This window comes from Sphingomonas sp. 3-13AW (assembly GCF_049311085.1).
Classification (GTDB): domain Bacteria; phylum Pseudomonadota; class Alphaproteobacteria; order Sphingomonadales; family Sphingomonadaceae; genus Sphingomonas.
The window spans coordinates 319183-344727 of sequence record NZ_JASNVZ010000001.1 but is presented as its reverse complement, the minus strand read 5'-3'; the positions used below and the strand labels follow the sequence as shown (position 1 = coordinate 344727).

17 protein-coding genes are annotated in these 25545 nt (G+C 61.5%); 16 read left to right on the top strand and 1 reads right to left on the bottom strand.

The genetic code is table 11. The annotated features are described in order from the left end of the window. Nucleotides 1-1220 precede the first annotated feature (1220 nt). The 3 genes from QP045_RS01725 (at nucleotide 1221) to QP045_RS01715 (ending at nucleotide 7823) form a co-directional block, all read left to right on the top strand. Entirely contained in the window at nucleotides 1221-3074 is a 1854-nt protein-coding gene (locus tag QP045_RS01725; protein ID WP_422513226.1) for an RNB domain-containing ribonuclease, read from the top strand. Nucleotides 3075-3233: 159 nt separating this feature from the next. After that, nucleotides 3234-4187 (top strand): hypothetical protein, encoded by a 954-nt coding sequence (locus QP045_RS01720; RefSeq protein WP_422513225.1) that lies wholly within the window; start codon nucleotides 3234-3236, stop codon nucleotides 4185-4187. 186 nt (nucleotides 4188-4373) lie between these two features. Next, entirely contained in the window at nucleotides 4374-7823 is a 3450-nt protein-coding gene (locus QP045_RS01715) for a MobA/MobL family protein (RefSeq protein ID WP_422513224.1), read from the top strand. 675 nt (nucleotides 7824-8498) lie between these two features. Here QP045_RS01715 and QP045_RS01710 read toward each other — a convergent pair. Further along, complete coding sequence (locus QP045_RS01710) at nucleotides 8499-9761, bottom strand: helix-turn-helix domain-containing protein (protein WP_422513223.1); 1263 nt, start codon at nucleotides 9759-9761, stop codon at nucleotides 8499-8501. 522 nt (nucleotides 9762-10283) lie between these two features. On the opposite strand from QP045_RS01710, the gene QP045_RS01705 reads away from it, so the two are divergent. From QP045_RS01705 to QP045_RS01645, 13 genes are all read left to right on the top strand, one after another. Beyond that, nucleotides 10284-10568, top strand: coding sequence for a hypothetical protein (locus tag QP045_RS01705; protein ID WP_422513222.1), 285 nt, complete (start codon nucleotides 10284-10286; stop codon nucleotides 10566-10568). Then, nucleotides 10565-12070 carry a hypothetical protein gene (locus QP045_RS01700; RefSeq protein WP_422513221.1) on the top strand — a complete coding sequence of 502 codons (1506 nt, stop codon included), beginning with the start codon at nucleotides 10565-10567 and terminating at the stop codon, nucleotides 12068-12070. Before QP045_RS01705 ends, QP045_RS01700 begins: the two co-directional genes overlap by 4 nt. Next, nucleotides 12063-13316 (top strand): DnaB-like helicase C-terminal domain-containing protein, encoded by a 1254-nt coding sequence (locus QP045_RS01695; RefSeq protein WP_422513220.1) that lies wholly within the window; start codon nucleotides 12063-12065, stop codon nucleotides 13314-13316. Before QP045_RS01700 ends, QP045_RS01695 begins: the two co-directional genes overlap by 8 nt. 96 nt (nucleotides 13317-13412) lie before the next feature. Then, a complete protein-coding gene (locus QP045_RS01690; protein ID WP_422513219.1) occupies nucleotides 13413-13745 on the top strand; it encodes a hypothetical protein in 333 nt (110 codons plus the stop codon). Between the two features lie 220 nt (nucleotides 13746-13965). Further along, nucleotides 13966-14334: a hypothetical protein gene (locus tag QP045_RS01685; protein WP_422513218.1), complete on the top strand. Its 369-nt coding sequence runs from the start codon at nucleotides 13966-13968 to the stop codon at nucleotides 14332-14334. 24 nt (nucleotides 14335-14358) lie between these two features. Beyond that, complete coding sequence (locus QP045_RS01680; RefSeq protein WP_422513217.1) at nucleotides 14359-14673, top strand: hypothetical protein; 315 nt, start codon at nucleotides 14359-14361, stop codon at nucleotides 14671-14673. Between the two features lie 14 nt (nucleotides 14674-14687). Beyond that, nucleotides 14688-17171, top strand: coding sequence for a hypothetical protein (locus QP045_RS01675; protein WP_422513216.1), 2484 nt, complete (start codon nucleotides 14688-14690; stop codon nucleotides 17169-17171). A gap of 17 nt (nucleotides 17172-17188) precedes the next feature. After that, nucleotides 17189-17935, top strand: coding sequence for a type IV secretion system protein (locus tag QP045_RS01670; RefSeq protein WP_422513215.1), 747 nt, complete (start codon nucleotides 17189-17191; stop codon nucleotides 17933-17935). A gap of 29 nt (nucleotides 17936-17964) precedes the next feature. Next, the gene (locus QP045_RS01665; protein WP_422513214.1) at nucleotides 17965-19746 is read left to right on the top strand and encodes a hypothetical protein; all 1782 of its coding nucleotides are present in this window, start codon (nucleotides 17965-17967) and stop codon (nucleotides 19744-19746) included. A 399-nt stretch (nucleotides 19747-20145) separates the two neighbouring features. Then, the gene (locus tag QP045_RS01660) at nucleotides 20146-20898 is read left to right on the top strand and encodes a type IV secretion system protein (protein WP_422513213.1); all 753 of its coding nucleotides are present in this window, start codon (nucleotides 20146-20148) and stop codon (nucleotides 20896-20898) included. A 4-nt stretch (nucleotides 20899-20902) separates the two neighbouring features. Continuing rightward, complete coding sequence (locus QP045_RS01655) at nucleotides 20903-22606, top strand: TrbG/VirB9 family P-type conjugative transfer protein (RefSeq protein WP_422513212.1); 1704 nt, start codon at nucleotides 20903-20905, stop codon at nucleotides 22604-22606. Nucleotides 22607-22612: 6 nt separating this feature from the next. Then, complete coding sequence (locus tag QP045_RS01650; RefSeq protein ID WP_422513211.1) at nucleotides 22613-24328, top strand: TrbI/VirB10 family protein; 1716 nt, start codon at nucleotides 22613-22615, stop codon at nucleotides 24326-24328. Between the two features lie 5 nt (nucleotides 24329-24333). Then, nucleotides 24334-25389 carry an ATPase, T2SS/T4P/T4SS family gene (locus QP045_RS01645; protein WP_422513210.1) on the top strand — a complete coding sequence of 352 codons (1056 nt, stop codon included), beginning with the start codon at nucleotides 24334-24336 and terminating at the stop codon, nucleotides 25387-25389. Nucleotides 25390-25545 lie beyond the last annotated feature (156 nt).

The window sequence follows — 25545 nt, the reverse complement described above, 5'->3', positions numbered from 1 at the left end:
GCTCAGCAATCGACGATCATGAAGATGGAGCTCTGCACCCTTGGCCCACCGCTATGACGACATACAGCCGGGCAGCGATGGACGCCTCGCGGCGATGCTCGATTGCGGCAACCACACCCATCACGCAGCCGCGCCGTCCTCCTGGCCCCTAGAACCGCCTAGAGAGGTCCACAGAGCGTCTGGGACGTCCACCGGGCCCAACCGCGTCCGAACGGCGTGAGAGCGCTTGAGAGATGCCTGCGGACCCCGGTATCCATGATGGCGACGGAACGCTCTGCGCTTGCACGTAAACAGGGCATATTCGGGCAACGCCCAGATCACGACGGAGAGATCAGATCCTATGCTCGCCCGGCAGGCGCCGGTGGCGCCCGACAGCCGCTTGCGGCGGACACCGAGCACAACTGACCGGCCCCGAGCCTCGCACCAATATCTGTGGTTAGCGGCGCCGGCAGATGTGAGCCCCTACCTGGCGGTGGAGAGGTGGACCATTTCGGGAAAGCTGATGGCCAGTTGGTCCTGCTCGCGGCGATGGCTCGCTTGATCCTGATTTCACGCCAGGACCGGTTGAGTGAACTGATTTCGTCCGATCCGCGAACGCGTCCTTCGATACAACCGTCAGCTTCTCATCTGACGCCCCGATGAGGAACATGGATGCGCGCCTGGTTCCTGCGCACGTGGTCATCGCACACGCCGCCACAGAAGCCTGAGGTGCATGCTCCAGGCGAGAAATATAAGGTGCTCACAGCCGCCGTAGGATCCCATGACGAGTAACCAGGCCCGGCGGGACAAGACCACCAGCAAGGCACCGTCGGTGGAACCGCTGAACCCAGTCATCCGGATACAGCTCGCCACACGATAACGAGCCATCTCGCCGGCACTCGAATGCGGCACGCTGGTCGAGCGCGGGACGTGGCCACATCGGCACCCGATCCTTTATGAGCCCACTTCCTCCGCGTGCTGCGCCGCAGCCCACAAAGGTAGAAGATCCGTCTCGGCGATATTCGGTTCGGATGCGGGCTCCTCCCACAATCACCTGCTCGCGAAGTCCTGAAGAACGGAACGCGTAAAAAGAAGAACGCCCAGGGACGAGGCTGCATCACATGAAAGGTGGTCTCCGCCCGCAGGCCGATACCATTACGGTCCCGCGCCGACCACCTTCCGCCCCAACATCGCAGACACGCCGGCCACCGACACAGGATGGCCCAAGAGGAAGTTCATCCATGACCTCAGCAACGCTCGACCTGCCTACCGTCATCAGCATTGATCCGCCCGGAGCCCGTGAGATTGATGACGCGATCTCGGTGAGCCGCACTCCCCTAGGTGGATGGCTTGTCGACATCTGTCTCCCGGACGTCCCCCGGATTCTTAAAATCGGCACACCCGACGATCTCGCTGCCCGCACTGCGGGGCTGTCGCGCTATCTCACCAACGGCAGGGTTGAGCGAATGTTGCCTCGCCGCATCGTCGACCAACTCAGCCTCTCGCACGAAGAAGACCGTCCCATGATCCACATTCGCGTGGACCTCGACCGGAACCTCTCCACGCGAATGAGGTTCTTGCGCCGGATCAACCACAGGACGTTAGCGGGCATGACATACGCCGACGCTGACCGGGCTCTCCTCGATGCCGCGCACCCGCTCCACGGTCGCCTGAGCGCAATCTGGGAACTGGCAGCAGTCCTCCACGAAGAACGAGCTGCAGCGACGGGAGCGAAGTTCGACCTCTCGCGGTCGAGGTACACCAACGAGGAGGGAAAAACCGTCCGTCTCGACCGCCACTCCGCACATCGTAGCACCATGGCGGTCATGGAGATCATGATCTTGACCAATGCGGCACTTGCCGCGTGGGCGGAGGAATACGGAAGCCCGGTCCTTTACCGCAACCATCGCCTCGCGGGCTTCGCGCATGGCAGCCGGACCGCGGCTACCTTGGAACTCGCCGAACAGGAAGGTCTTGACCTCGCCACTGCTGCCCTTCGTTTGCGAAGCAAAGCGCACGAGGTCGTTCCAGCCGAGATGGGGGTTCGACCACTCGGGCATTACGGTCTGGATCTTGGGGCGTACGCTTGGTTCACCTCGCCGCTGCGACGGTACTGTGATGTGGTCAACCTGCGGGCTTTGCTGAACGAAGAGACTGAATGCGACCTCTCTCAGCTTGCGAGTGATCTCACGACCGCCCATCGGATCGAAAAAGCAAAGAGCTCCGAGCACCACGCCCGCGCAGCCCGTCGCGCTATCGTCGAACTCCTGAACGCAAACGACAGCCAGGGTATCGCCGCGTACGACCTCCACACCATCCTTCGTGCTCTAGGTGAGGCTCGGTCCTTCAACAGGGACGCAGCCATGCGCCACCTCCTCGCTCGAATGGAAGAAGATGCCTTGTCTGGTCGAGACCTTGCGACGCTCAGCGAGGACGGCCTCACGCTGTTCGGCCGAGAAGCGCACGAACTTGTGACCTCATGGATCGACGCAAGCGCTTCCCGACGTATCCTGATGGCTGAATTTTACGGGACCGGTGCCCCTTTGGAACGAGCAGACGGGCACAACCACAAGAGCCGCCTCTACGACCACGCAGCTGTCGCCGGTGCGACCGTCTGCTTCGGCCGTGCGGCGCGGAGCGGACCTCCACACAATCCAGTCTTTACCGTGATCGCCTCGTGGGAAGATCGGGGAGTCCTCACCACGGCCGAGGGGCTCGAAAGAACAGTGAAATCGGCGCAGCAGGTTGCCGCGCGGCATTTGCTCGGAAAGCTTAAGCTCACCGCTGCAGGAGCACCAGTGACGCCCTCCCACGCGTGCGCACAAAGGCCGAGCACCGGATCATCCCCGAACATCGGACACCGCTCCGCTAAATCACTCCTGATGGAGTGCGTTCAGGCTCGGACCGGTTCTACCGTGCAGTTCGGCGACACAGTGGCGAGTGGGCCGCCGCATGACCTGCGGTTCAGCGTGACAGCCTTCTACAGGCACGGCGACATTGAAGTTCACGCCACTGGCGTTGGCAGGACCAAGAAGGATGCTGCCCACGATGCCAGTGCCAAGATCCTGAAGGACCTTCGCGCGTACGCCGACTAGCTGGTTGTCCATAGACAGATCTCGCCGCTCATCCTACAAACCTGTTGCGGCCTTTAGCGGAGGCCGGCCGTTCGCGGCGAACCCTGGACCGCGATCCCAGCCCGATATCCGTCGCATTCGCGGCGCGGCCGACCCGTGCCGCTCTCCAGGAATACCAAAATGGACGATCAACGCTTGATTTCCGACGCCCGTAGGCGTGCTCGCATGCTGTCGCGCCATGATGGTCGACCTTACCAGACTCATCTCGACGAAGTGGCCCGCTCAGCCGGGAGAGACGACTGGTCCGCGTTCGTAGTCCATCCTTGCACGATACCGGATCTGCCTAGTCCCACCCCGTCTGGCGAGGACGCCTGGCAGACCAGATTTCGCAACGCGATGCAGTGCTGCTCGCTGCTGACGATCGTTGGAGTAATCATACTCATCGCCCTCGTCGCCTTTGCGCCGTCCCTCTCGGCATACGAACACGGCAGCACCGGCGGCGGGATCATGGGGGCGTTTGCCGCGGCCTTGCTCTGCCTGTCGATCGTCCTCGCCTTCGTCGCTGTGGCCACTTTCTCCGCACGGTGGTGGTACAGCCGCGATCGTATCTCACAAGGAAGGCTTGCGCTCGCTTGGCTCAACGCGGCGACCAATGCGGCCGTCGCGCTCGGCCTGGTTTGTTTCGGACCAGCTTACCTTCCCATCCTGATTGCTTCCCCATCACCGGACGACGTGGTGTCTCTCCAAACGGAGATAGATCACACGCAACGGATATGGGTAGAGCAGTTGCACTCATACCTGCCGGTTGTTGGTCTCTCGAGCGGGCCGCACGGTGTCGAACTTGGTCTCGTGGTTGTCGACATGCGACTAACGGCACGTCGCTTGCGTGGCCCCACTTTCGGTGGCCCATTTCCGGGGTTAGCGGAGGCTCTCAAAAGTCATCCTCTCGCCCGCATGGATGGACGCCTCGACTGCTCCACAAACAGGCTGCAAATCTTGCGGGCATCGGCTGCCGACAGCTATGAGGCCGTTCCTGCGTTCACGGTCGAACTGCCGCCGGGATCGAAGCTGTTCTTCGAACTCACTCCAGCAGACGTGAAGTCGCTATGCGGGGACGCTTCAATGGACGCCTGAAGCTGGCTGCGCACCGCGCGAAGCGGACTCGGTAGGCTCAAGTCGATTTCCGGATAGTCCGACTAGCAACGGGCCGTAGTTTCGGTAATAATTAACTCCGAGATGGCACGCGCACCCCGTTCATACCAGGCAAACCCTGAGCCCAGCCCCCGCCTCCAGAGCGCGCGGAACCAGCACCGCGACGCAATGGACAAGATCCGGGTGCGAGAGTTCAGTTCTCTTCGCAAGGGGAAAGACTATGAGGGCCGCGAGGACGACGTGATGAAGCTACGGCGTAATCACGTCGTGGACGAACTCGCTCAGCGCCTCGCCCGGGAGCGCGGCCGTGTCTCCAAGCGCATGGGTGACCTGCGCCTGCCTGCTGCCCGCAATCCGCGCCCGCAGACCATTGACGGACGCACGTCGTTCCATTTCTCGCACGAGGCGGTCTCCAAGACGCGCAACAACCTGGAGAAGGACAGCGGGCTCAAGATCGGACCGGGCGCCGCGCGCAGACACGGTAAGTACATCGAGCGCGATGGTGCTATCGCAAAGATGAGCGACAAGGAGGAGGAGGCCCTCAAGAAGCTGCTTGAGGAGCACCCGGAACTCGAGGCCGGAGAGTCAGCTGACGGCGTCCTCACGCTTGAGCGGCGCAAGGAAGCAGCGCTTCACGGATATTACGTGGAGCGCCAGGAAGCGCTCGCGACGCAGCCGGACGGCGAGAAGGTGCTCTTCACCAACATCTCTCCGGATCCGCTCGAGCGTGCGCGTGTATGGGATAAGATCGAGGAATTTGAACGTAACCCCTCGCCGGACCAGCTCATCATCCATGTCGCCAAGCATCCGGAGTTTTGGGACAAGGTTAGCAAGGAGCCAGGCTTCCCCAAGCCGCTGGCAGAGGCACTGCTGCTTGCCGACCCGGATCATCCATACCGCTTCCAAACCGATGACGCACGATCGAGCTTGCGCTGGCTCCGCGAACATCCGGACTGGGACAAGGAGAACCCCCAGGTCAGCGCGAAACTGGGCGAGGGCGGCCGCATCCAGTACAGGATGATCGGGGAGCTCCCGTATGAGTTGGATCTCAAGGGACGCACCGCCATCCTCGCGGAGTTCGCCCATGAGTTTGAGCGCCGCAAGCTGCCCTACGTTGCAGTGATGCACGCACCCGATCATACCAACGACGACCGCAACTGGCACTTCCATCTGATCTACTACGATCGCCCGATCGAGAAGATGGTCGACGGGCGCTGGGATTTTGAGGCCGACGAAACTTACAAGGCGCCCAACGGAACCTTCCGTACCCACTTCCCGCACCGTCAGGATAAGCTCACGGAGGTCAACGAGAAGAACTGGATCCCCAAGATGCGCAAGCGCCTTGCCGAGATCACCAATGACCACCTGCAAATGGCGGGTGTCCCGCGGCGCGTCGACCCGCGGCGATACAGCGAGATGGGCATACATCGCGAGGCGCAGGAGCATCTGGGTACGCGCGCCTCTGCGCTGGAATCGATGGGGATCGCGACACCCGTCGGGTACCGAAACGCCAATAAGGAATGGGACGCAGTCTTCGCCGAAATCGATCGCCGCCGTGAGGGCGAGCAGAAGAAGACCGACGCCCAGGCGCGACGCTATCACGGGAAGGTCGATCGCAACGAAAGCGTCGATCCGAACGAGAACATCGCAATGCACGCGCGCATCGAACGCTGGCGGCAAAGGCGCGACGAGGCCGCCGAGTTCGCCTCGCACGCCCTCAGCGTAAAGAAGAACTACGAGCGCCTGATCTCGCGCGCGGAGAAGGTCGACAAGACCTGCGAAAAGCAACTTGAGGCGGCGAGGAAAAACAAGCTGCCTACGCACAAGAAGGCCGATGCCATCCGTCTGACAAAGCGTCAGAACGAAGCGCTGAACGAGATCAAGGAAGTTGGGGCGTTCATGGGGCCGATGCTGGACGCCGCCAAACGATGGGCGGAAACAGCAGACCGGCTGCGTGCTCTCGCCAAACGAGAAGAGTCCGAGATCGAACGGCTCCTCTCGCGTAGCTCCGACGACAAGGCCGGCCGTCGCGCCGAGATCAAGAATCGTCGTCAGCGCGAGGACGGTAGCTTCCAGGGACAGGACGGCGAGTACCGCCGTGCGCTCAACAAGGCCGAGATGGATGCGTGGGTGCAGTCGATCCTCAAGGGGCGTCGTCGCCTCGTCCGCAAGGATCGTCGCTTTGTGCCGCTCACCTCTCGCCCAGGGGACGAAAAGTTCCTGGACGCAGGCAACTACGGCGCCATGAACGCACGTCTGGCGAAGATCAAAGAAAGCCAGGACGCACTCATCGAGCAGGTGGTTACCTACGTCGGGAAGAACCCCCACGCCGTACACCGTGAGCGCAACGATCAGGGAGACGTCGTCCTGAGCCTTCGGGTCTCTCGGCCCCAGTGGAAATCGGCGTTTACGGACTACGCTGAGGATCCTGCCATGCGTCAGGCGGCTCTCGCCGCCCTTGCAACGCGAGACTCCGCGCGCCGCGACCGTACGGTCGAAGTCGAGCGCGCGCCGGCGGCCACAGGCGCCCCCGCACTCGAGCGTGCCGAGCAACCTCGTCCGCTGGTTGACGCCGCAGCCGTTCCCGGCGCTGACGGCGTGCTTGCGCGCATCAGCCGGCAGGCCGTTCGCATTCGCCTGGTCGAGGGCGCCTACGTCGCGGACGAAAAGGCCCTCGCAGTCGTCGGCATCATCCCCTCGGATCTCGAGCCCGCGTTCGTCCAGAACCGTCTCCGCGGCGTGCATCGCGAGCAGCAGCGAGACTTCGCCCGCTTGAGCTCGTTCATCGAGAAGCACCCATATGCGATCGTCGAGAAGGACGGCGTGTACAAGCTTGGGCCAAAGAGCCCGCGCGAAGTCGCGGCGATCGCTGAACGGTGGGTCGGCGATGAAGAGATGCAGGCCAGCCTGAAGACAACCCGTGAAGCGCTGCGTGGTACGAGCAAGCAACGCCAGGAGAAGATCGTTGAGATCGTTCCGCCGTCGGCTGAGCAGTCCCGTCGGCCTAAGCGGGATGAGGCGCCACAACGCCCGCTTCCTCAGGCACCCAGCGAGCGCTTGCCCGCATCCACGGAGCCCCTTTCCACCCACACCGAGCGTACGGCTCCGCACCAGCCGGCTGTTGCAGCTCCTGCGGCTCCGGCAGCGCGTCCTGCGGCAGAACCCGCCCGGGCTCCTGCAACAGCCAAACCGACCGGTCCGGAGCATCCTGTGCATACAACCCAACCCCTCGCCCCCTCGCCGACATCGGCGCCCGATCGTCGCGTCGAGGAACCAGTCGCAAGGAGGACGGATCCGCAGCAGCCGACCCTGTTCGGCGACGAACCGCAGACGCCTCGTACCGGCCAGGCTGTGTTCGAAAACCTGCGCCCATCTGTTACCCCTCTCCGCGGCGAGAACGCAGCGCTGGACGAGTGGCTCAAGGCGGGAGAGCAGGACCGCAGTCTGAGCGATCGCCGGCGCCTCGCTGCGGACCTCGCGCGCGACCGGCAGGCAATGGCAGCGCTTGCCAGCGCGGATCCGGAACTCGCGCGGCAGCTCCAGGCTGACGTCAAGGCCTTCCAGCGGATGCAGTCTTCCGGAAAGGGCCTTGGCAAAGGTCTGCGGCCGAAGCGCTAACTGGACGTGAGCGTCCGAGCTGGACACGTAGTGCTGGCGCAGCCCTGCTGCGCCAGGCGTGTGTCTCTCTAGAGCGTCACTCACAATGAGAGGCTGGCGGTACTGGCGCAGTGCGACGCGCCTTTCGCCAAACCCCTTTCGAGCAGTGGCCGACGACGCTGCCAGGGACCACGGGTCGCCTTAACGCCACCTCCACTTACATCCGGGCCATTCTGAGGGAGCGTCATCCGGGCCCGTGTGCGTAGCTGGTCGCTAACATTCCGAGCGGTCGTCTCATGAGGCGGCCTTGGCTACCGCTACACACCGGCGGGTCCGACGCACCTTGATCGTTTCGTTCTCAGGTAGGGCGAGCGCCGCCGCTTGGATCGGCTCAGAACCGCTCAGGAGCCCCGTACAGCGCTTGCACCGGCCTTGGGCGGTAAACGGGCTGACTGAGTCCGATCGCCTCTGTACGGGGCTCTCCCGGGCCTCAATATCGGCCGCCGATAATCCCGGTTTGCACACTTGTGCAAGTTAGGCGCCGTTATGCACATATGTGCATATCCGACGCATTTATGCACATGTGTGCATTAGCGGCATCAGCGACGTTCGCGCCGCTGAGGTTGACGACCTGAGTGCAAAAAAGGGGCGGTGTCTCCACCGCCCCCTTGGGTTTTCGTCAGTTCGATCGAACGGTCACGGCATCAGGATAGCCAGCACCTTAGCCACGACCTCGTCCTGGGTCAGATCGGCCTGGCTGATGCTGCTCTTCGGGTTCTGGGTTTCGAAGAAGGTGTGCCCTTCATCTACCACAGCCTCGGCCAGCATGACGGAGTTGTCGTAGCTATCACGGATGACGACGAGATCACCACCCGAGATCTTATGGCCTTCTTCCGCCACGACGACAGAACCGCGCTGAATCCGCGAGCCGACGCTCGACACGTCTACACGGACGGCATACGCATCAGCGCCTACGCCACTCGGTCGACGGATCTTAGCACCCGTATCAGCATCGAGCGTGATACGATTGCCGAGCAGCCGCGCGCCGAGCACAGGAAGGTCATCGGTGCCCTTCGTCTCGACGTCAGCGCCACCAGCCGGAGGGGCAGCTTCCGCGTCGCCCGCCCGCACCATCAAGTCGTTGTCCTGCGACCCGCTCAGCATCGATTCGAGATGCCGCGACCGCGCAGTGGTACGCAAAATGTCAGGCAGCTTCGTGTACTGCTCGTCCAGATGCTCCGTGATCTTCTTGGCAGCCGTGCCGGGCAATTGCGTCAGCAGCGAGCGCAGGCGACGATTGTTGCGCGCCTGGATCGCCTCTTCGGAGAACAGCTCGGCAAGCATGACCGTCAGTTCACCCGCCTCGAACATCTTCTGGACGCGATCTTCAACCTTGCGGAAGCTGCTCTCGCCGAAGAATTGGGCGATGCCGTTCTTGACGTCACGCGGCCACCGCTCGAGCGGTCGGTCGGCGTTCTCGATGCGGCTGGCGGTTGCTGCGGGCAGACCGTACTCCTTGAGATCCGACGTGGACAGCTTGAGCGAGAGACGATGAACGCGCATCGCTGCGCCGAGCTTCATCGCCTCAACGTCACCGCCCCGGTTCTTGAGGCTAGCCTCGATGTGATCGCGCGCCCAGGCCGTGCGATCGAACATCGGGCTCGTCGGATCGACGAGAAGGGCGTCGACTGGAACCTTCAACGCCTTTGCAATGCTGGTGATCTCAGCGGCGTCCGGAATGACCTCGCCACGTTCGATCTTTGCGAGACGGTTATAGGTGATGACGGTTCCGCCGACCTTGGCCTTGCCGTCAAAGTCACGAAGCGTTTCGTAGCCCTTCGACCGCCGCACATCGCGCACGTGGCTTGGAAACACCACGCCGCGAGCGATCGGATCGAGCTCCAAATTCAGGTGGGCTGGCGTCTTCATCGCCCGGCTTCGTGCTGCAGTTGCTGCCATGATAATGGTCTCCTAGGGATCCTAATCCAGTTCCTTACCCCGAAGTTGGCCTGAGGGCCCCCATCCGGAAAACGCGACAATCCAACACCGTGCTACCACGGCGGTTCCTCCCATCCTAAACTGGATGTTCGGAATTCTCGAATCACCCGGCTACTCGCGCCGAAGCAAGGAGCCTGCACTACACCCATCATCACCTACGCGCTACACCGTTCGTTGCATCCGCAAAAATACACTGCGGATTACGCTTGACTAGAGCAATGTCCGGATCGTAGCAAGCCTACAACACCTTTTTCATGATTTCAGGATCAGCCCGTGGACCTTTCGGAGTATATTCGAAGGGATGGCGTCGACTATGCGTCGCTGTCATCCCGCTCCCTCGTTCCAATCAGAACGCTATGGGATTTGGCGGCGCAGCCAACCCGACCCTGCCATTACCTAACCGCCCTTCGCCTCCAGCTCCATACCTCAGGAGAGGTATCTCTCGATGATATGCGCCGCCGAGGGCGCCTTTCCGGAGAAGAGATGTTCAGCGGCCCGCTCGGCGAGACTGTCGCCCAGGTTTCCAGCCATGGAGACACCTATTCCATGCGCCTGCTCAGGACGGGTATCACGAAGAACTATATGGCAGCGTTTCTCCTGCGCGGAAACATGCCCCGGGCCCGAATGCTGCAACGGCTAAACATGGCATTCGAAAACAGGATCTCGCCAGAGCTCATCCGGGAACATGCCCGCTGGCGGCGCGACCATATCGCAAATGAGGATGATGAGATGGAGGCTGTCTGCGGGACGAGGGAGGAGGCCGCATGAGCAGATCTCCTACCCGCACCCCTCCCGTTCGTATCAACCCAAACTTCTTCAGTGCCGTCGCCGCTCTACATGACAACGCGTCGGTCGCGATCGTGATGAGGGTCGCTGCCCATCACGTTGAAGCCGGGCGGCCCATGACCCTGGCAGAGTTTGGCCAGGGCACGGGAGAGGATGGGCTATTCCTCCATGCCTTGCTGCAAGGAGTCTCGCACCTGCTCGACCCCGTGGCGCTCAGTCACGGCGAATTGGTTGTGGTGCACGTAGCAGAAGGACTCGAGCATCGCGCGCAGATCATGGCGAAACGTTCCGAGGCAGCAAACATGCGCTATCTCCGTGCTGCCGCGGAGCAGAAGGCGAACGGCGCCGAAATCAAGCTGACGCGGGGGCGTGTGGCGACCCGCAAGAAGGGCGCAGCCGCTGCCCAGGCCGACCACGCGCTCGGTTCACCTGCATGCACACATGTGCAAATTGCGGGCGATTATGCACATGTGTGCGGAGCCGAGGACTGCACACATGTGCATACCGACCCTTCGGATGCACATATGTACATCGGTTCGGAACGTACACATGTGCATAATTCAGCTTCCTATGCACACGCGTACATAAATGACGATGCCGACTTCCCCGGTGATTATGCACATATGTACATACCTTCGGCGCACGATGATCCGGAAATGGCGGAAAACGTGGGTTTCGCAACTCTTGACGAAAACGAGAGTCCATCTCACGTGCGCGTCCGCCCGCCGTGCGCGGATCTCTCTATCTCTAATCATTCTTCAGAGAAGAATAAGAGAGATGAGTCTGTGCGTAGGCGCGGGCGGATCAATGAAGCTGAATCAGGAACCGAACGAGCTGTCCATGCCAACAGGTTCCTGCAGGGACCGGGGGGCAAACACACACCGGTTGCGCCCTCTAACCGTGGAACTGGTGCTTTCCATGAAGCTCAATCCGAGAAGCTTGTATCAAGCTCCCCAGGGTACAGGCCATCCGCAGGATCTTCGGCGAACGAAACCGCTGTACCGGCGGAGTTTGTTCGCCGCTTGCTCGAGGCAGGTCCGGTCGACGCGGACAATGCCCGTAAGAAGCTGGCGGAATGGATCGGCCAGTGGGGCGAGCCTTTCGTGCGCTCCGGGGTCGAGGCGATCCCGAACAAGCAGCTCGGCCGGCCGCTGTCCTACCTGTCGAGTATCCTTGCCAATCTGGCGAAGGAAGCGGGCGAAGCGCGCAAGCCGGTAGCACGGCCTGCAGGAGCCCCGCAGGCGCCGCCTGAGCTTCAGGAAGCGCCGCGGATGCCCCGGAGGGTCAAGCGGCGGATCAGCGTAGCCCCCGGCGCGTCCTGGGAGGTCGTTGGCTGGACGGCCAAGGGCCACGAGGGCGACACCGGCTCAGAACGGCGCCAGGTGTGGCGCACCGAGTCCGGTGATCTGAGATACATGAACGCGCCGCCTTCCGAGAACATTCCAACTTATGAAGAGGACCCCGGGGTCTATGCGTATGACTGACGAAGAAGAGCTCCGGCCGCGGACTGAAGCGACAGAAGCCGAGCAGGAAGTTCTTGGCAGTCTCGTGAATGAGCCCGCGCTATTGCACGATCTTCAAAACATAACTGCTGACGATTTTGGTACCGCAGCTCACCGGGCAATTTGGCGAGCGATCCTGCGACTCGCCGAGGACCGTGACGATATAACCGCGAGAGCTGTCACGAGCCTTTGCGGGGGTGATCTCAACGATGAACGCCGGGATTACGTTCAGATCCTAGCTGACCGCAGTTCAGCCTCTCGCACCATAGTGCTGGAGCGATCGTCAGAACTGCTTGAGGCTTCACGGCGGCGGCGCTTTATCGAGGCGCTCGATCGCGCGAAGAAAGTTGCGTTGCATTCCGACGACTCCGTGGACTCGCTAGTCGCTCGCACCACAAGCCTTATAGACCGGTCGACCCTCAGTTCACGGAATCGGTTCATGAGCGGACGTCAGGCGAGCGAGCGGCTGAAGGCTGAGATGAAAAGTCCGCGCCGGAAGATTCCGACGTTGATCGATCTGTTCGATCGAACGACGAACGGCGGCCTTCACTCTCGGCGGATGTTCAACATCGGCGCTAAATCGAAAACCGGCAAAACTACGTTCATCTCCACGCTATCCTATAATCTCTGCGCCCAAGAAGTACCTCATCTAGTGATTACGCTGGAAAGGTCGGATACCGATCTCGAGCGGATGTGCGCTGCGCGAGCTCTCGCGATTAACGCGGACCGACTGGAGTCAGACTTTGCCCGCTTTGAAAGCCGTTACGACGCCTACACAGCGTCACCAGCTCGCCAATTTGCTTACTACCTCCACTGCCCCGGAGCGACTATCGACAACATTCGTCATGACATACTCATGGCAAAGCGGCTGCTTGGCATCGACGCGTTCTTCCTCGACTACTACCAGTTGATCGAGCCGGCTCCCCGAGAAAGCCAGCATGCCAGCCTGGCGAGGGCTGCCCAGGTCCTCGCAAATCTCACGAACCAGCTCGAACTGGCATCGGTAGTAACGAGCCAGATCGACGCAGATGGCGTTATGCCACGTGACTGTAAGGTCCTTTACCAGGCCGCGGCCGCGAACTTCATGATCCGGCGGGGGCTGGATCAGACCGATGCGTGGCTTGAGAACGTTGGGGGTAACTTCATCGAAAAGATGAACGCCGGGGGGCCGAAGGAGCCTGCGATGACCTTTGACAAGGCCGAGGGTCCCCATTTCCGGTCAACCTGACGGTGAATGCTTTTAGGATACGGTTGCGCCGGTGCGGCTTTCATCCCATAAGGACCGCGGCCCCGGATCTTTACGGGCTGAACGAGGACCAGTGGAATGGGCGGCAAGTCGCTTGGCGGTTACATTGCCAACGTGAATTGGGCGCGCGCGGTGGCATGCGCGTTGGTCGTAGGGGCTTTCTCGCTCCTCGCGATCGAGCCGGCGTTCGCGTTTGACAACCTCGCTACGAACCTTGTCGGCAAAGCCCAAGATATCGCGACGGCCGTAAAGGCCATTCTATTTGCCGCCGCCGTGCTCGCGCTACTTGCCGGAGCAGCCCCGATGCTTTGGGGCGAAGTCAAAGTTAAGTGGATGGTCTCCGCTTTAGCTGCGTGTGCCGTCATCTCGATGATGGGCGCGCTCGTGCAGGCCTTTGTAGGCGAAGCTTAAGACACTGTGACGCGCTGTTCAGAGGGCCGTCCTTCCCGAAGGACGGCCCTTTTTGATGTGCGTCGGCCTGCCAGTTCGGTGGCTCCTAGGCGTTTACGGATGGCATCACCGGATTTTACGGAAACGGCCTTGTCGGAATAAGATTTTCGTCACATAACGTAGATCGCCGGCAGTTGTTGCCGCACCCGTCCCCGGGCGGATTCTAAATGAGGATACGTTCATGTCCATTCACGCCGTTCGGGCCTCGTTGGCCCGCGTAAAGTGGGGTCGGGTTCTGCCGGCCGTCGCTCTCGTTGGCTTCCTTGGCTTCATCCAGGCTGAACCAGCCTATGCCGCGTTCGGCCAGTTCGAAGAGCGCATCACCTCCCGCACCAGCAGCGCCGCCGGTGTCACGCGGACGATCCTGTTTGCCGCCGCCGTTGTCTCGCTCCTGGTCGGCGCCGCGCCGATGCTCTGGGGCCAGGTCAAGGTCAAGTGGATGATCACCGCCCTCTGCGCGTGCGTCGTCTTCGGCGTCATCGGCAGCCTCGTGAACGCGTTCACCGGTGACTCCAGCGGCACCGAGACGATGACCGACATTACCAGCTAAGCAACAGGAAGAGGGAGCAGCTCCATGTCGGAGGGTTTCTGCAAGCAGAATCATTTTCCCGCGGTAGCTCAACCGTTCAAGGTCCTTTGGGCTCCTTGGCCGTTGGCAGTCCTCGGCCTCGGATTGGCGCTGTTCTTTACTCTCCTACTGGTCGCAGTTGGCTTGATGACGATCGCCATGTTCGGGTTCCCGCTTTTCGTAGCTGGGTTCCACGTGCTGGCGATCGTCCTTGGGCTCAAGATGCGATACGCGATGTCCATCGTCTTCTCGCTCGACAACCGCAAGGTCGGTTCGTCGAACCTCGGAGGCAAGGGCTCGCACTACTTCTCGAATATCTGAAGATTGGGGTCAGCATGGAATCCGCACTCGCGAGCTACGTCTTCCAGCCGAGCGTTGTGGCTCAGTTCATGGCTGGGGTTTGCGGTCTCGCCGCCATGGCGGGTGCTGTCGCGTTCTCGATCCCAAAGGTTGCGCAGCGTGCAATTCCCCGGCCTAAAGAAACGCGCCTCGCTGACAAGCTCAAGTTCCGCTACATGCATGACGATGGCAAGACGATCGTATGCGAAGACGGCTATTACGCCGTTGTTCTGTCGGTGCGCGGGACCGATCTCAAGTTCAATGACAAGGGGCGTCAACGCACCCTGAACGGTGCACGTCAGGCTTGGGTTGAGACCATGAACGAAATGGGAATTCGCGTCCGCGAGTTCTTCATTCGTGACCGTCTCCCGAAGCCGTCCGAGTTTCCCAACAAGTTCGGGGTGATGAGCGAAGTTTCGCGGGCTTGGGCACACGGGCTCCCGCGACCGCTGTCGACCGAGTTCTACGTCGTCTTGAGCATCAAGGACGAGAAGCGTGGCGTCGAACGCCTCAAGGAAGCTGCCGACCAGACCAAGTCGCTCCTTGACGATTATGGTGTGAAGCAGCTGATCGAGGTCGACGAGGTGCCAGAGAGCCTCGAACAGGCTGACACCCAGACCTTCCGCGATGAGAGCGGTCAGGAGATGCGCGCCGCCGAGGCCATGACTCCGTTGTCCTTCTATTCGCGCATGCTGTCGCCCATCACGCGACCAGTGCTGCTCGGCGGCACGCGGGGTCGCGACGTCAGCTATCGGATGTGCGCCGATGTGGTCCGCTACGACAAGGACCTCTCGATGTTCGAGTTCAGCAATGGGCCGGAGCGCAAGTATGCTGCGGTCTTTGTGATCGAGGAGTGGACCACACCGCTCTACGAATCTCACATGCTTGATCTTCTCAGCTACCCCATCGAGATGACGATCTGTCACGATATTCAGCCAATCAGCAAGGGCAAAGCCCTGGCCGGGCTTCGGTGGCAGGAGAAGATGGCGCCGGGTCTCCAGCCCGGGTCCGATGCGGCTGGGCAGTTCGCGATCGTGGCAGCCGCGCTGGAGCCTCAATCTGAGGAGGAACAAGAGCTCGCTCAGGTTCAGACTACCATCGTTCTCTATGGCGACACGCCGGATGATGTCCTTGAGGCGCGTAATCGGCTCACCCAGATCAAGGTGCTTGGTCTGAATCCTTTGTGGGCCAAGAACACCGCTGTGCAACACTGGTTTAGCCTGCTCCCGGGTTTTGACAGCATGACCCGCCCGCAGCGTCTTCTCTCCGGTGAGATCGCGATCCTGTCGACTTTCCAGAACACGCCTGTCGGTCGCGTGAACTCGAACTGGGGCGAAGGCCCTATCGCCATGTTCGAGACGCTGGACGGCGCGCCCTATGCATTTCAGTGGCATGTTCCCGATGGCTCGAACCCGCCTTTGGGTCACTGTCTATCCATCGGTCCTTCCGGTGGCGGCAAGACGACGCTCATGTCCTTTCTCACCTCTCAGTCCCTGCGTCATAGCGACGTCAAGGCGTTCTTCTTCGACCGCGGTCGTGGCTGCGAGATCGTGACGCGAGCCCTGGGCGGCAGCTACGTGTTCTTCGATGGAGAGGACCGTTCGGTTGCTCTCAATCCGATGCAGTTGGACGATACCCCGTCGAACCGGAAGTTCCTCCGTGACTGGCTGGAGCTGGTCGCGAACGTCAAGGAAGACGAGTACGAACTCTCCCAGGAGATCGCGAGCGCCGTCGATATCAACTATAGCGCGGGCCTCGACAATGAGAGCAGGAATCTGAAGAAGCTCTGGAACATCGCGTTCCAGGCGGGCTCTCCCCTGCGCGACCGGATGATCTCGTGGACATCTGATAATCAGTATGGACCGATCGTCTGTGCAGAGAGCGACACGCTTGACCTCAGCCAGCGTCTTGCCGGCTTCGACTTCACGAACATCATGAGCGACCCGAAGCTTGCGCCAGCTATGGTTTCATACCTGATGCATCGCATTCTTGCTGAGGCGAAGGGCGACCCGCGCCTCATCTTCATCGACGAGACGGAGCCGCTGCTCCGAGATGAGGCTTTCAAGCTTCGTTATAAGAAGCTGCTGCAGGAGGGGCGCAAGGAGCGCCAGGTTATCATTTCGGCCTTCCAGCGACCGACTGCCCCTGCCGACCTCGGCCTCTCCGATACAATTCGCGGCCAGTGCCCCACCGTGTTCTTCTTCCGTAACCCGGCCGCTGAGCCAGAGGATTACGCAGACTGGAAGCTGTCGCCGCGGGAAATGGCGTTCGTCACCGGTAAGAGCCACCGCAAAAACAAGTATGCGGTGCTGCTCAAGCGGTACACCGAGAACCAGGAGTCGGTGATTCTGAACACGGATCTGTCGAGCCTTGGACCGTGGATGAAGATCTATCAATCCGGGCGTCTTGAGGTTCTGGAGGTCCAGAAGCTTCATCAGCAATACGGGGCGGACTTCCTTCCGCACTACATCAAATCCTGATCAGAAGGAGCGTGATTATGAACAAGCTCGTTGCCGGCGCGGTCGCCCTTCTTGCTGCGACCGCATTTACCACTCCCGCCAATGCTGGCGGCATCCCGGTCATCGATCCGGGCAACATCGCTCAGACGATGAAGGTCGTCCAGCAGGGTGTCCAGCAGCTGAAGGCTCTGCAGGAGCAGCTCAAGCAGGTGCAGGGCATCCAGGGCACCCTCGGGGACGCCATAAACGTCAAGAAGTTCTCCGGTGACCTGTTCAAGCTCCCCGGACTGAGCTTCGATGGTCCCACGAGCGCGCTGGCTGGCCTCAAGGGGACTCTGCCGGGCATGCTCGACGCGTTGCCAAGTTCGAACGTCGGTAAGGATCTGGGCATTTCGCCGGCGCTCGCAAGCGAAGCAAAGACGAACATCGAGTCGGGCCGCAAGTTCGCGATCCAGGCGTTCTACAAGAGCGGTAACGCGACGATGAACGATATCTCGGCGCGTAGCGGGGTTCGCCAGGCGGCGCTGCGTGACTCGGCGACCTCGGGTTATGCCCTCGCCGTCTACGCCAAGAACGATCTGAACGGCGTCGAGCAAACCATGAACGAGCTTAGCAAGAAGGTCGCCGCCTCGACGGATTTGCGCAGTGACGTTGCCGCTAACACGGCTGTGGAACTTGCGGCATTGCGGCAGACCGCGGTGACGAACCAGCTGCTCGCGCAGTTGCTTGAGGTGCACTCGGCCAGCGCGATCAACAGCGACAGCGCGTCGGTCGGCGTACGCTAGAACAAGAACGTCGCCTGAGGGATACGGCAATGCGCGCACTGTTTAAGAAGATTCTGCTTCTCGGCGTCAGTACGACCGCCGGACCCCTCGGTGCGTCTCTGCTGATGCCGCAGCAGGCTAACGCTCAGATTGTCAGCCCGTGCATGCTCATCGGCTCGCCGATGCCGCCGCCCTGCATCACGTTCGACTACAAGCGTCTCGCCGATATCGCCACGAAGCGTGCCCAGGAAGCACAGAAGGCTCAGGCCAAGATCCAGGAGATCAAGGGCTGGACGAACATGCAGAACATCATGGGCAAGCTCAACGAGGCGGTGAACCAGCCCAGCCTGGTCGACAAGCAGGTGTTCCAGGATCTCCCGCACTCGTTCGCAGGCGTGACAGCATCGACTAGCTTTGCCGAGGCCAAAAGCGGAAGCACGAAGTTCTTCGCTGAAGGCGATGCCTCTGGCGACGCTGTAACCGAAGTGACGATTGCGCGGGAGACGGCGGCACGCGGTGCAGCCGTTGATGGCATCGCGCTTGCGTGGCGAAAGGGACAGGCCCTCGATGCGACCGTGGCAGACGCCAAGCGCATCAAGTCGGCCGCGTGCAAGTCGAACGATCTGCGTACCGACTGGGCAGTCAACAGCGAGGCGAAGCGGGCGCTCGCCCAGGCGCGTGCCACCCAGAACTATCTCTGGCAGGCGTACCTTCAGGTTTATTCGACGTCCCAGCTGACGAACATGCCGGTCAATCAGGGCACGGCCGCAATGCCGGCATCCGTGGCCACCGGCCCAACGCAAGCGCCAATAGACAATGGCGACCTCGCTCGACTGCAGCGGATCGCGACGTTGGCTCTCGAGGCTCAAAGCCTCCTCGACCTGCTCGGTCGCAGCCGTAGCGCCGAGCAACTTCAGTCTATCGTCAGCGTCGCCAAGAACGACTGCCTCGACACTCAGAACCGCCAGGCGAACCTTCAGGCTCAGTTGCCGATCAAGGCGCGGGAGTGGGCTTGTCACGAGGGCAAGTGCAGCAACGGTCCCTATATCGAGAGCGCTTTGAAAGCCGCGCTCTCGAGTTGGGAAAGCCAGATGGACGCTCTGCGCTCACGCGACATCGCGTCGCTGGGGGTCGAGTTCCAGAAGCGCAATCTCGATGTTCAGCAGCTTCTCGCTTCTGAGACCGATCCTCGGCAGTTCATCGGCACTTGGGGTGACCCGATAAAGTACGATATGCTCAATAGCATCGCCAAGAACTTGGTGAACGGAAAGCGTGACCAGTACAACAACGGGCGCTCGATCGACAGCTACATCAAGGGTGATGCGGACGAGGCCGAGTTCGCCCAGATGCTGTATGACTGGGAGGACGTCCGTCAGGAGGTCGCCTGGAAGTTCTCTCCGCGCATCGATGGTGAAGAGGGCTCGGGTGGCATCTGCACGGAGGCAGCGTTCTCGGAGCAGGCCGCCGACGCGTACAAAAGCGAGGCCCAGAGCGAAACTTCCACGACGCTCACGCAGGACGAAGTGACCAAGAAGCTCAGAGAGATTGCCGCGGAGGGCGATCAGCTCGGCGCCGCCCTCACTCAGTCTTCGGATCCCATCACGATTGAAGCTGCGCGAGGCCAACTCGCTCGTCTCCAGGCGGTCCTCAATCAAGGGGTCCAACTGCCGGACCATGCCGGCTTCGATCCGGCTCAGTGCCAGGCCGCGGCAGATTATGTGGCGACCCAAACCGATGGGGCCGGCCGACCGCTATCGATGGGCGCCGAGGAAATGGAAGCCTGCTTGCGCGGATCCAGCAACCCCAGCAGTCCCTACTACGTAGCGCGTTAGTTTTCGGATAAATGTTTCCCCACAAGGGCCGCGGCGCCCCCGCGGCCCCTTTTTTGTAGCTGCTATCCTGAAAATAGGGCTACCTGTTTCCACCCAGTCATCCTAGAACGTTCCTAGGAAGGGATACCATGACCATGCGATCTGTGCTTGTTCTGCTCGCCGCTGCCCTCGTCACGGGGTGTAGCGCCCAATCCAAGAGCACTTCGGTCCCGATCGGCGTCGGTCGTGGGATCAACAACCTGCAGGAATCTCCCTGCGTAGGGAAGGGCAAGTGCGACCCGGTGGTTCTTCCGGTTTCGAAGGGGAATTCGTAGAATGTTCGGTCGTGGTGACAAGTCGAAGGCAGTAAGTCTCGGCAAGGCAGTCGGTGACGACATTGAAGGTTCGCGCGCGCCCAGCGTGGAGGCGCCGGACGACGGTGTCCGCGACGATCTTGGTGAATACCCCGAAAACGTCAGCGATCAGCCTTCCTATGTGCGTGCTATCGAGCGGACCCTCCGATCAGTAACATTGGTCGCCGTCATTTCCGGCCTCATGAACGTGGCACTGATCATGTTGATGATCACGATTTTCCCGTTGCAGAAGGTCGTTCCCTACATGGTGACCTTCAAGGGGCAGGAAAGCCAGGTGGTTCGGATTGAGGCGTTCGAGGCGGACGCACAGTCGATGCGCTTCGCCACCGAAGACAGCGTCCGTCAGTACGTCTCCCTCCGTCACAAGGTGACGCCGGACTTCGCGGTTATGAACCAGCAGTGGGGCCCGAAATCCCGCATTGCCGCCCAGACCGCGCTGCCGGCATATCAGGCGTTCCGCAAGGCTGCCGATGACGAGCTCAAGCAGTTGGTCTCGCAGAACTACTCGCGTGAGGTTCAGATCAACACCGTGAACCTCCTTCCGGGCGGCACATGGCAGGTCAGTTTCACGACTGTCGATCACTCGTCGGGTCAGGTTCTTCCCGCTCCGTCGACGGGCGGCTTCGGAGTGAATGCCTCGGCTGCGCAATCGGGCATCGTGCAAGCAGGGGAGAGCCGTCAGGAGTGGGTCGCGACCATGCGCGTCGCCTTTCAGCCCCAGCGCGTGCAGTTCAACGATCGCCTGCTGAACCCGCTCGGCTTCACCGTCACCGATTATTCCGTCACGCGCAGGAGCTGATACAGTGAAGCGAATTCTTCTCGCGGCGACCGCGCTGTCGATCCTTGCTGTCCCCGGTTTGGCGGGCGCTCAGACCGGGTCGGACAAGGGTGGGGCCTCTCCTGGGCGCTCGACCAACGTCAAGTCGCTCGGATTGACGCAGGACGCATGGAACGACCAACTCCGTACGCGCGGCGCAAGTCGCAAGCGTCCGGGGTACGTTCGGTACCTCTACAACAAGGAGGACGTGTTTCCGATCCGAACTCGTGAGGGCATGATCACGACGATCAAGCTCCCTGAGGGGGTGCGCGTCGCCCAGGCTTTCTCTGGCGATGACGCCGGCTTCCAGGTTGGTGTGCCTACGCCAACCACTGTTGCCATCAAGGCGCTTTATCCGGGTGTGGATACCAGCCTCGTCGTGTTCACCGAGGACGACCAGGTGTTCAACTTCTACCTGCGCTCCGAAGGGTACAACTCGAAAACGATCTCCGACTTCCTCGTGGATGTGGCCCTTCCGGGCAAGGGCGTCATGGAAGCGGCGGTCGACGAGGGTTTCATCGCGACGCCGTCATACGGCCGGCCTGGGGCGCGAGTAGCCGATCCGGCAACGACAGCTGCAGACGTTCGGGATGCATACGCCAGCAGCAACCCCGCCGAACAAGGCAAGGACGACTATTCCGACAACTATGACTTCGACCCCCGCACGGTGGTCGAGGATCTGACGGTCTACGTGCCTCGCAAGCAGGTCGGCGGCATCCTGCCATACAAGGTGTTCCGAGACGACCGCTTTACCTACATCGATTACGGCCCCAACGCCTCTCAGATCGCCGAGTGGCCGATGGTTTCGCTGGTGATCCAGGGCGTCGAGACGCCAGTGGGTTTCCGAACCGCAGGACCGGGCGGACGCATGATCGTCGTTGAAGCGCTCGGCGACATCGTCTTGCGCAACGGCCAGCGCATGCTTTGCATCCGGAAGAAGGGCTCGGTGAGCGCGAAGGATAAGGAGCTGGTCGAGTATAACACGGCCGGCCAGCAACAGATCCGTGTGCCCACCGATCTTCCCCAGGGGCATGGCCTTCTGCGGTCGACACAGTCGAAGACCGTTGTTCCCGCGACACCCGCTACGGTCGGCCGAGAGGGAAACACGAAGGTTGTACCCCTTCCGCAGCCGAAGTTTACAACGCCGATGCCCACGACCATCCGGCCTCAGCCGGGTTCGCGGTCGACGGTCGATAAGCCCGTCACGAAGCCGGCCGACGTCACATTCGCTCCGTCTCCGGTCACCGGCCGTCCTGGTGTAACGGGTGCGCAGATCGACAAGATTGCGGCTCAGGCCCCTCCTCCGGTGGTGGTCCGCTCGGCCATCAAGGCGGTCGACATCCCGGCTTCTGTAGTCCCAGCCGCGGGCCTGGCTCCTGCCCCTGCTCCGGCGTCCCTCGCGCCCGCTCCAGCGTCCTCGGCTCTCGTTCCGGTCGCAAAGGCGGCCGCATTCGCAGGGTACGCCGTCGATCTGGGTGTCGGCGACGAAGCCGTTCTTGCCGCTCAATGGAAGCAGCAGAAGGGCAAGCATGCCACTGCTCTGAACGGAAAGCGCGTCGAGTATGTCGCCGCCGACAACGGTCAGAAGCGCATGCGCGTGGTTCCGATTTCGACCGTCGCCGAAGGCGCGGATCTTTGTGCCGAGCTTTCCGCGGGCGGGACCGCGTGCTCGGTAATTGCGAACAGGTGACGAGAAATGGCGATGGATCCTCGTAAGCAAAAGAAGATCATGATCCCAGTGGTCGGCGGCATCGGCATGCTCGTCCTGCTCGGCCTGATGTACTTCCTCTTCTTCGGATCGGATAAGCCGACAGCTCCGCGAGAGACGCTCGGCGCATCAGACTCGATGGCTCCGGTTGTGGCCGCAGAAGCCACCGAAGTGGCGGGGACGCTCAGCATGTCCCCCGCAACGTTGACCTTCAATCCTGATCAGCCGGGCGATATCCTCGTGACGCTCACGGCGAACAATGGGGCGGTCGGCATCAAGGACATCCAGGTTCCGCAGGCCGACGCGCCGGCAATCAAGATCAGCAACCTCGACTGCCCTGCCTTTCCCAGCCGCTTGGCAGCTGGGAAATCGTGCAACGCCAGTGTTCACTGGACTGGGGATCGCACGGTCAACACGTCTGTCCGTGTTATCGCTGAGACAGTACGTCCCGCGACGCCCGGCAACCCGACGCCCGGCGTTCAGGAGTTCCAAGAGACACTCGGTTTGACCGGGGTATCGACCCGCGCTCTCGGCGCGACGGGGCCTGGTGCGCCCGTTCCCGGCATGGTCGACGCTGGCCAGGTTGGAGCGATCCCGCCGCAGTCCGCCCCGGCAGCCACGGTTGCTCCTCAGGGGCCGTCGGTTCGCGAGCAGTACCAGGGCGCCTATTTGGACGCACGTCGGGGTTCGGGATTGCAGGGGGCTCAGCCCCAGGGAGCCAATCAGCTGCAAGCTGCTGCTCGTTCGCCGTACACCAGTTGGGATAACATCGGCGTGGAGGGCAACTACTCCAGCTTCCCGACCGACATGGCTCGGGTCATCACCCCGGACAAGCCTCTTCCAGCCGTGCTGGTCGTTCCGATCGATACCCGCGCCACGGTCACCGCGGTCGCGATGGTTGATCGCGATGTCTACGGCAACAACGGTCGCACCATCGTTATTCCCCGTGGTACGAAGGTCATCGGCAACGTCGGCGGCGGCAACGAGCGCGTCGGCATTCAGTGGACCGAACTGATCCGTCCCGATGGAACGCGCTTCCTGTTCGACGCCGCTAGCGGCGATGCGATGGGCCGTGGTGGGATCCCCGGCCGCGTGAACGAGCGCAATCTCCAGCGTTACGGCTTCACCGTCCTTTCTGGTCTCGTCCAGGCGGGTGCTACGGTCGGCCTCGGGGGGCAGCAGGTCCAGACCACCGGCGGCGGTGTAGGCGGTGCGACCCAAACGCAAGACGGCCGAGCGGTGGCCGCGCAGCAGCTCGGTCAGTCGATCCAGCAGATCAACTCCGACTTCTTCGGTCGGCGGCGTCAGTTGACGGTGCAGGTCACGGTTCCCGCCGGTACTCGCATTACGGTCTGGTCGGCCAATGATCTCCGCCTCAAGCCTGCAAACGAGAAGGACGCACGCCAAGATCCGAACTCCCGCGGCGTACCGAACGGTGCGGCGGGTGGAGGCTTCCCGGCTCGCACCGGGTCCCTTGCAGGATTCCGTCCTTCAAATACCCAGCAGGGTCCGCAGCAGGCACAGCCTCAGCAGCCATCCCCGCAGAATGGCGGCGGCGACGGTGGCATTCGCACGGGTCAGATTGACGCGAACGGAAACTACATCGCTCCAGGCGCGCCGAGCCCTGGTCCTCGTGTCCTCAACGGCACATCGGGCGGAAACTCTGGTTCGAACGGAACCAATCAGGCCCCGTGGGACAGGTGAGCAATATGTCGAACATCGTCGAATTGGGAGGCGGCAAGAAGAAGGCCGTCCCCGAACAAGACCGGATCCTTAATGCGATCCTCCGGCATCTCCATCCGTACTATACGCACAAGGATCACGAAGAGATCGCGATCAACCAGCCGGGTGAGGTGTGGATCAAGCGACGTCGTGCGGCTTTCGGGGAATCCTTGTGGTTCTCCGTAGAGGACCCGAACCTTACGTTTGAGTATCTCGAACTGTGCTGCCGTGCCCTCGCTAATGCGAATAACCAGAAGTTCGGCGACGGCGCGGGAAAGATGCCCGTCGTTTATACCCAGCTTCCGGGTGGGCATCGTTTCACGGCCGGAATGTACAAGAACTTTATCTACGACATCCCGCAGCCCCGCGGCGGCGTCTGCATGGCAATCCGACAGGCTCCGCGAGATGACAATCTCATCGAGTTCTCCCACTACGGTCTGGTCGCCGGCGTTCGCGTCGAGGCAGCTCCGAAGTTCAAGGAGATGCCAGATACGTCCACGGATGATCTTTCGAAACTGCGTGACGCCATCAACAAGGGCTCGCACCTGGTGGTTTCTGGCGCCACCGGCACGGGCAAAACGACCTTGCTGAACAAGATCCTGACCGAGCTCGATCCCAAGCTGCGGCTCATGACCATCGAAGACACCCGGGAACTGGCGGTGCCACATCCGAACCGGGTGCATATCGTGCTTTCCCGCACCGAGCAGGTGAACAAGTTTGACGACGGTGGGGCGATCAACCTCGTGACCCGCATGACGCCGGACATCATCATCTGTGGTGAGGTCTCGACTGGCAACGCCAAGACAATCTGGGAGCTCACCGGCTCCGGGCACGGATCGATGATGACGACGATCCACGCAGAAGATCCGGAATCAGCGCTCGCAACCTTCTGCAAGCGCATTCAGCACCAGGACCCAAACCTGGACGTCGCCGGCACGATCGCAGAAATGCGCGAACGCTTCACCGTGGTGCAGATCATCAAGGATCCACTTTCGGGCAAGCGCCGCATCTCGGCCATCGAGACCTTCAAGACCTCTCACTGAGAGATTGTGCCCGTGGGACAAGCCAGCCTGGATGCTCCCGCGGGTATAACCATCGCAATAGATCTTCCTCGAAGCGCAACGAACATCGCTGCCGTCACGGGGTCGCAATCTGCATCGTGGGAGCGGTCGCCCGGGTCACCACTGGAGACCCTGTCT

Bases quoted from the DNA above. Each gene is read 5' to 3' on its own strand.
- QP045_RS01710 (WP_422513223.1), bottom strand. From the start codon at position 9,761: ATGGCAGCAACTGCAGCACGAAGCCGGGCGATGAAGACGCCAGCCCAC.
- QP045_RS01690 (WP_422513219.1), top strand. From the start codon at position 13,413: ATGGGCGGCAAGTCGCTTGGCGGTTACATTGCCAACGTGAATTGGGCG.
- QP045_RS01670 (WP_422513215.1), top strand. From the start codon at position 17,189: ATGAACAAGCTCGTTGCCGGCGCGGTCGCCCTTCTTGCTGCGACCGCA.
- QP045_RS01645 (WP_422513210.1), top strand. From the start codon at position 24,334: ATGTCGAACATCGTCGAATTGGGAGGCGGCAAGAAGAAGGCCGTCCCC.
- QP045_RS01720 (WP_422513225.1), top strand. From the start codon at position 3,234: ATGGACGATCAACGCTTGATTTCCGACGCCCGTAGGCGTGCTCGCATG.
- QP045_RS01650 (WP_422513211.1), top strand. From the start codon at position 22,613: ATGGCGATGGATCCTCGTAAGCAAAAGAAGATCATGATCCCAGTGGTC.
- QP045_RS01700 (WP_422513221.1), top strand. From the start codon at position 10,565: ATGAGCAGATCTCCTACCCGCACCCCTCCCGTTCGTATCAACCCAAAC.
- QP045_RS01665 (WP_422513214.1), top strand. From the start codon at position 17,965: ATGCGCGCACTGTTTAAGAAGATTCTGCTTCTCGGCGTCAGTACGACC.
- QP045_RS01725 (WP_422513226.1), top strand. From the start codon at position 1,221: ATGACCTCAGCAACGCTCGACCTGCCTACCGTCATCAGCATTGATCCG.
- QP045_RS01685 (WP_422513218.1), top strand. From the start codon at position 13,966: ATGTCCATTCACGCCGTTCGGGCCTCGTTGGCCCGCGTAAAGTGGGGT.
- QP045_RS01695 (WP_422513220.1), top strand. From the start codon at position 12,063: ATGACTGACGAAGAAGAGCTCCGGCCGCGGACTGAAGCGACAGAAGCC.
- QP045_RS01715 (WP_422513224.1), top strand. From the start codon at position 4,374: ATGGACAAGATCCGGGTGCGAGAGTTCAGTTCTCTTCGCAAGGGGAAA.
- QP045_RS01705 (WP_422513222.1), top strand. From the start codon at position 10,284: ATGTTCAGCGGCCCGCTCGGCGAGACTGTCGCCCAGGTTTCCAGCCAT.
- QP045_RS01675 (WP_422513216.1), top strand. From the start codon at position 14,688: ATGGAATCCGCACTCGCGAGCTACGTCTTCCAGCCGAGCGTTGTGGCT.
- QP045_RS01680 (WP_422513217.1), top strand. From the start codon at position 14,359: ATGTCGGAGGGTTTCTGCAAGCAGAATCATTTTCCCGCGGTAGCTCAA.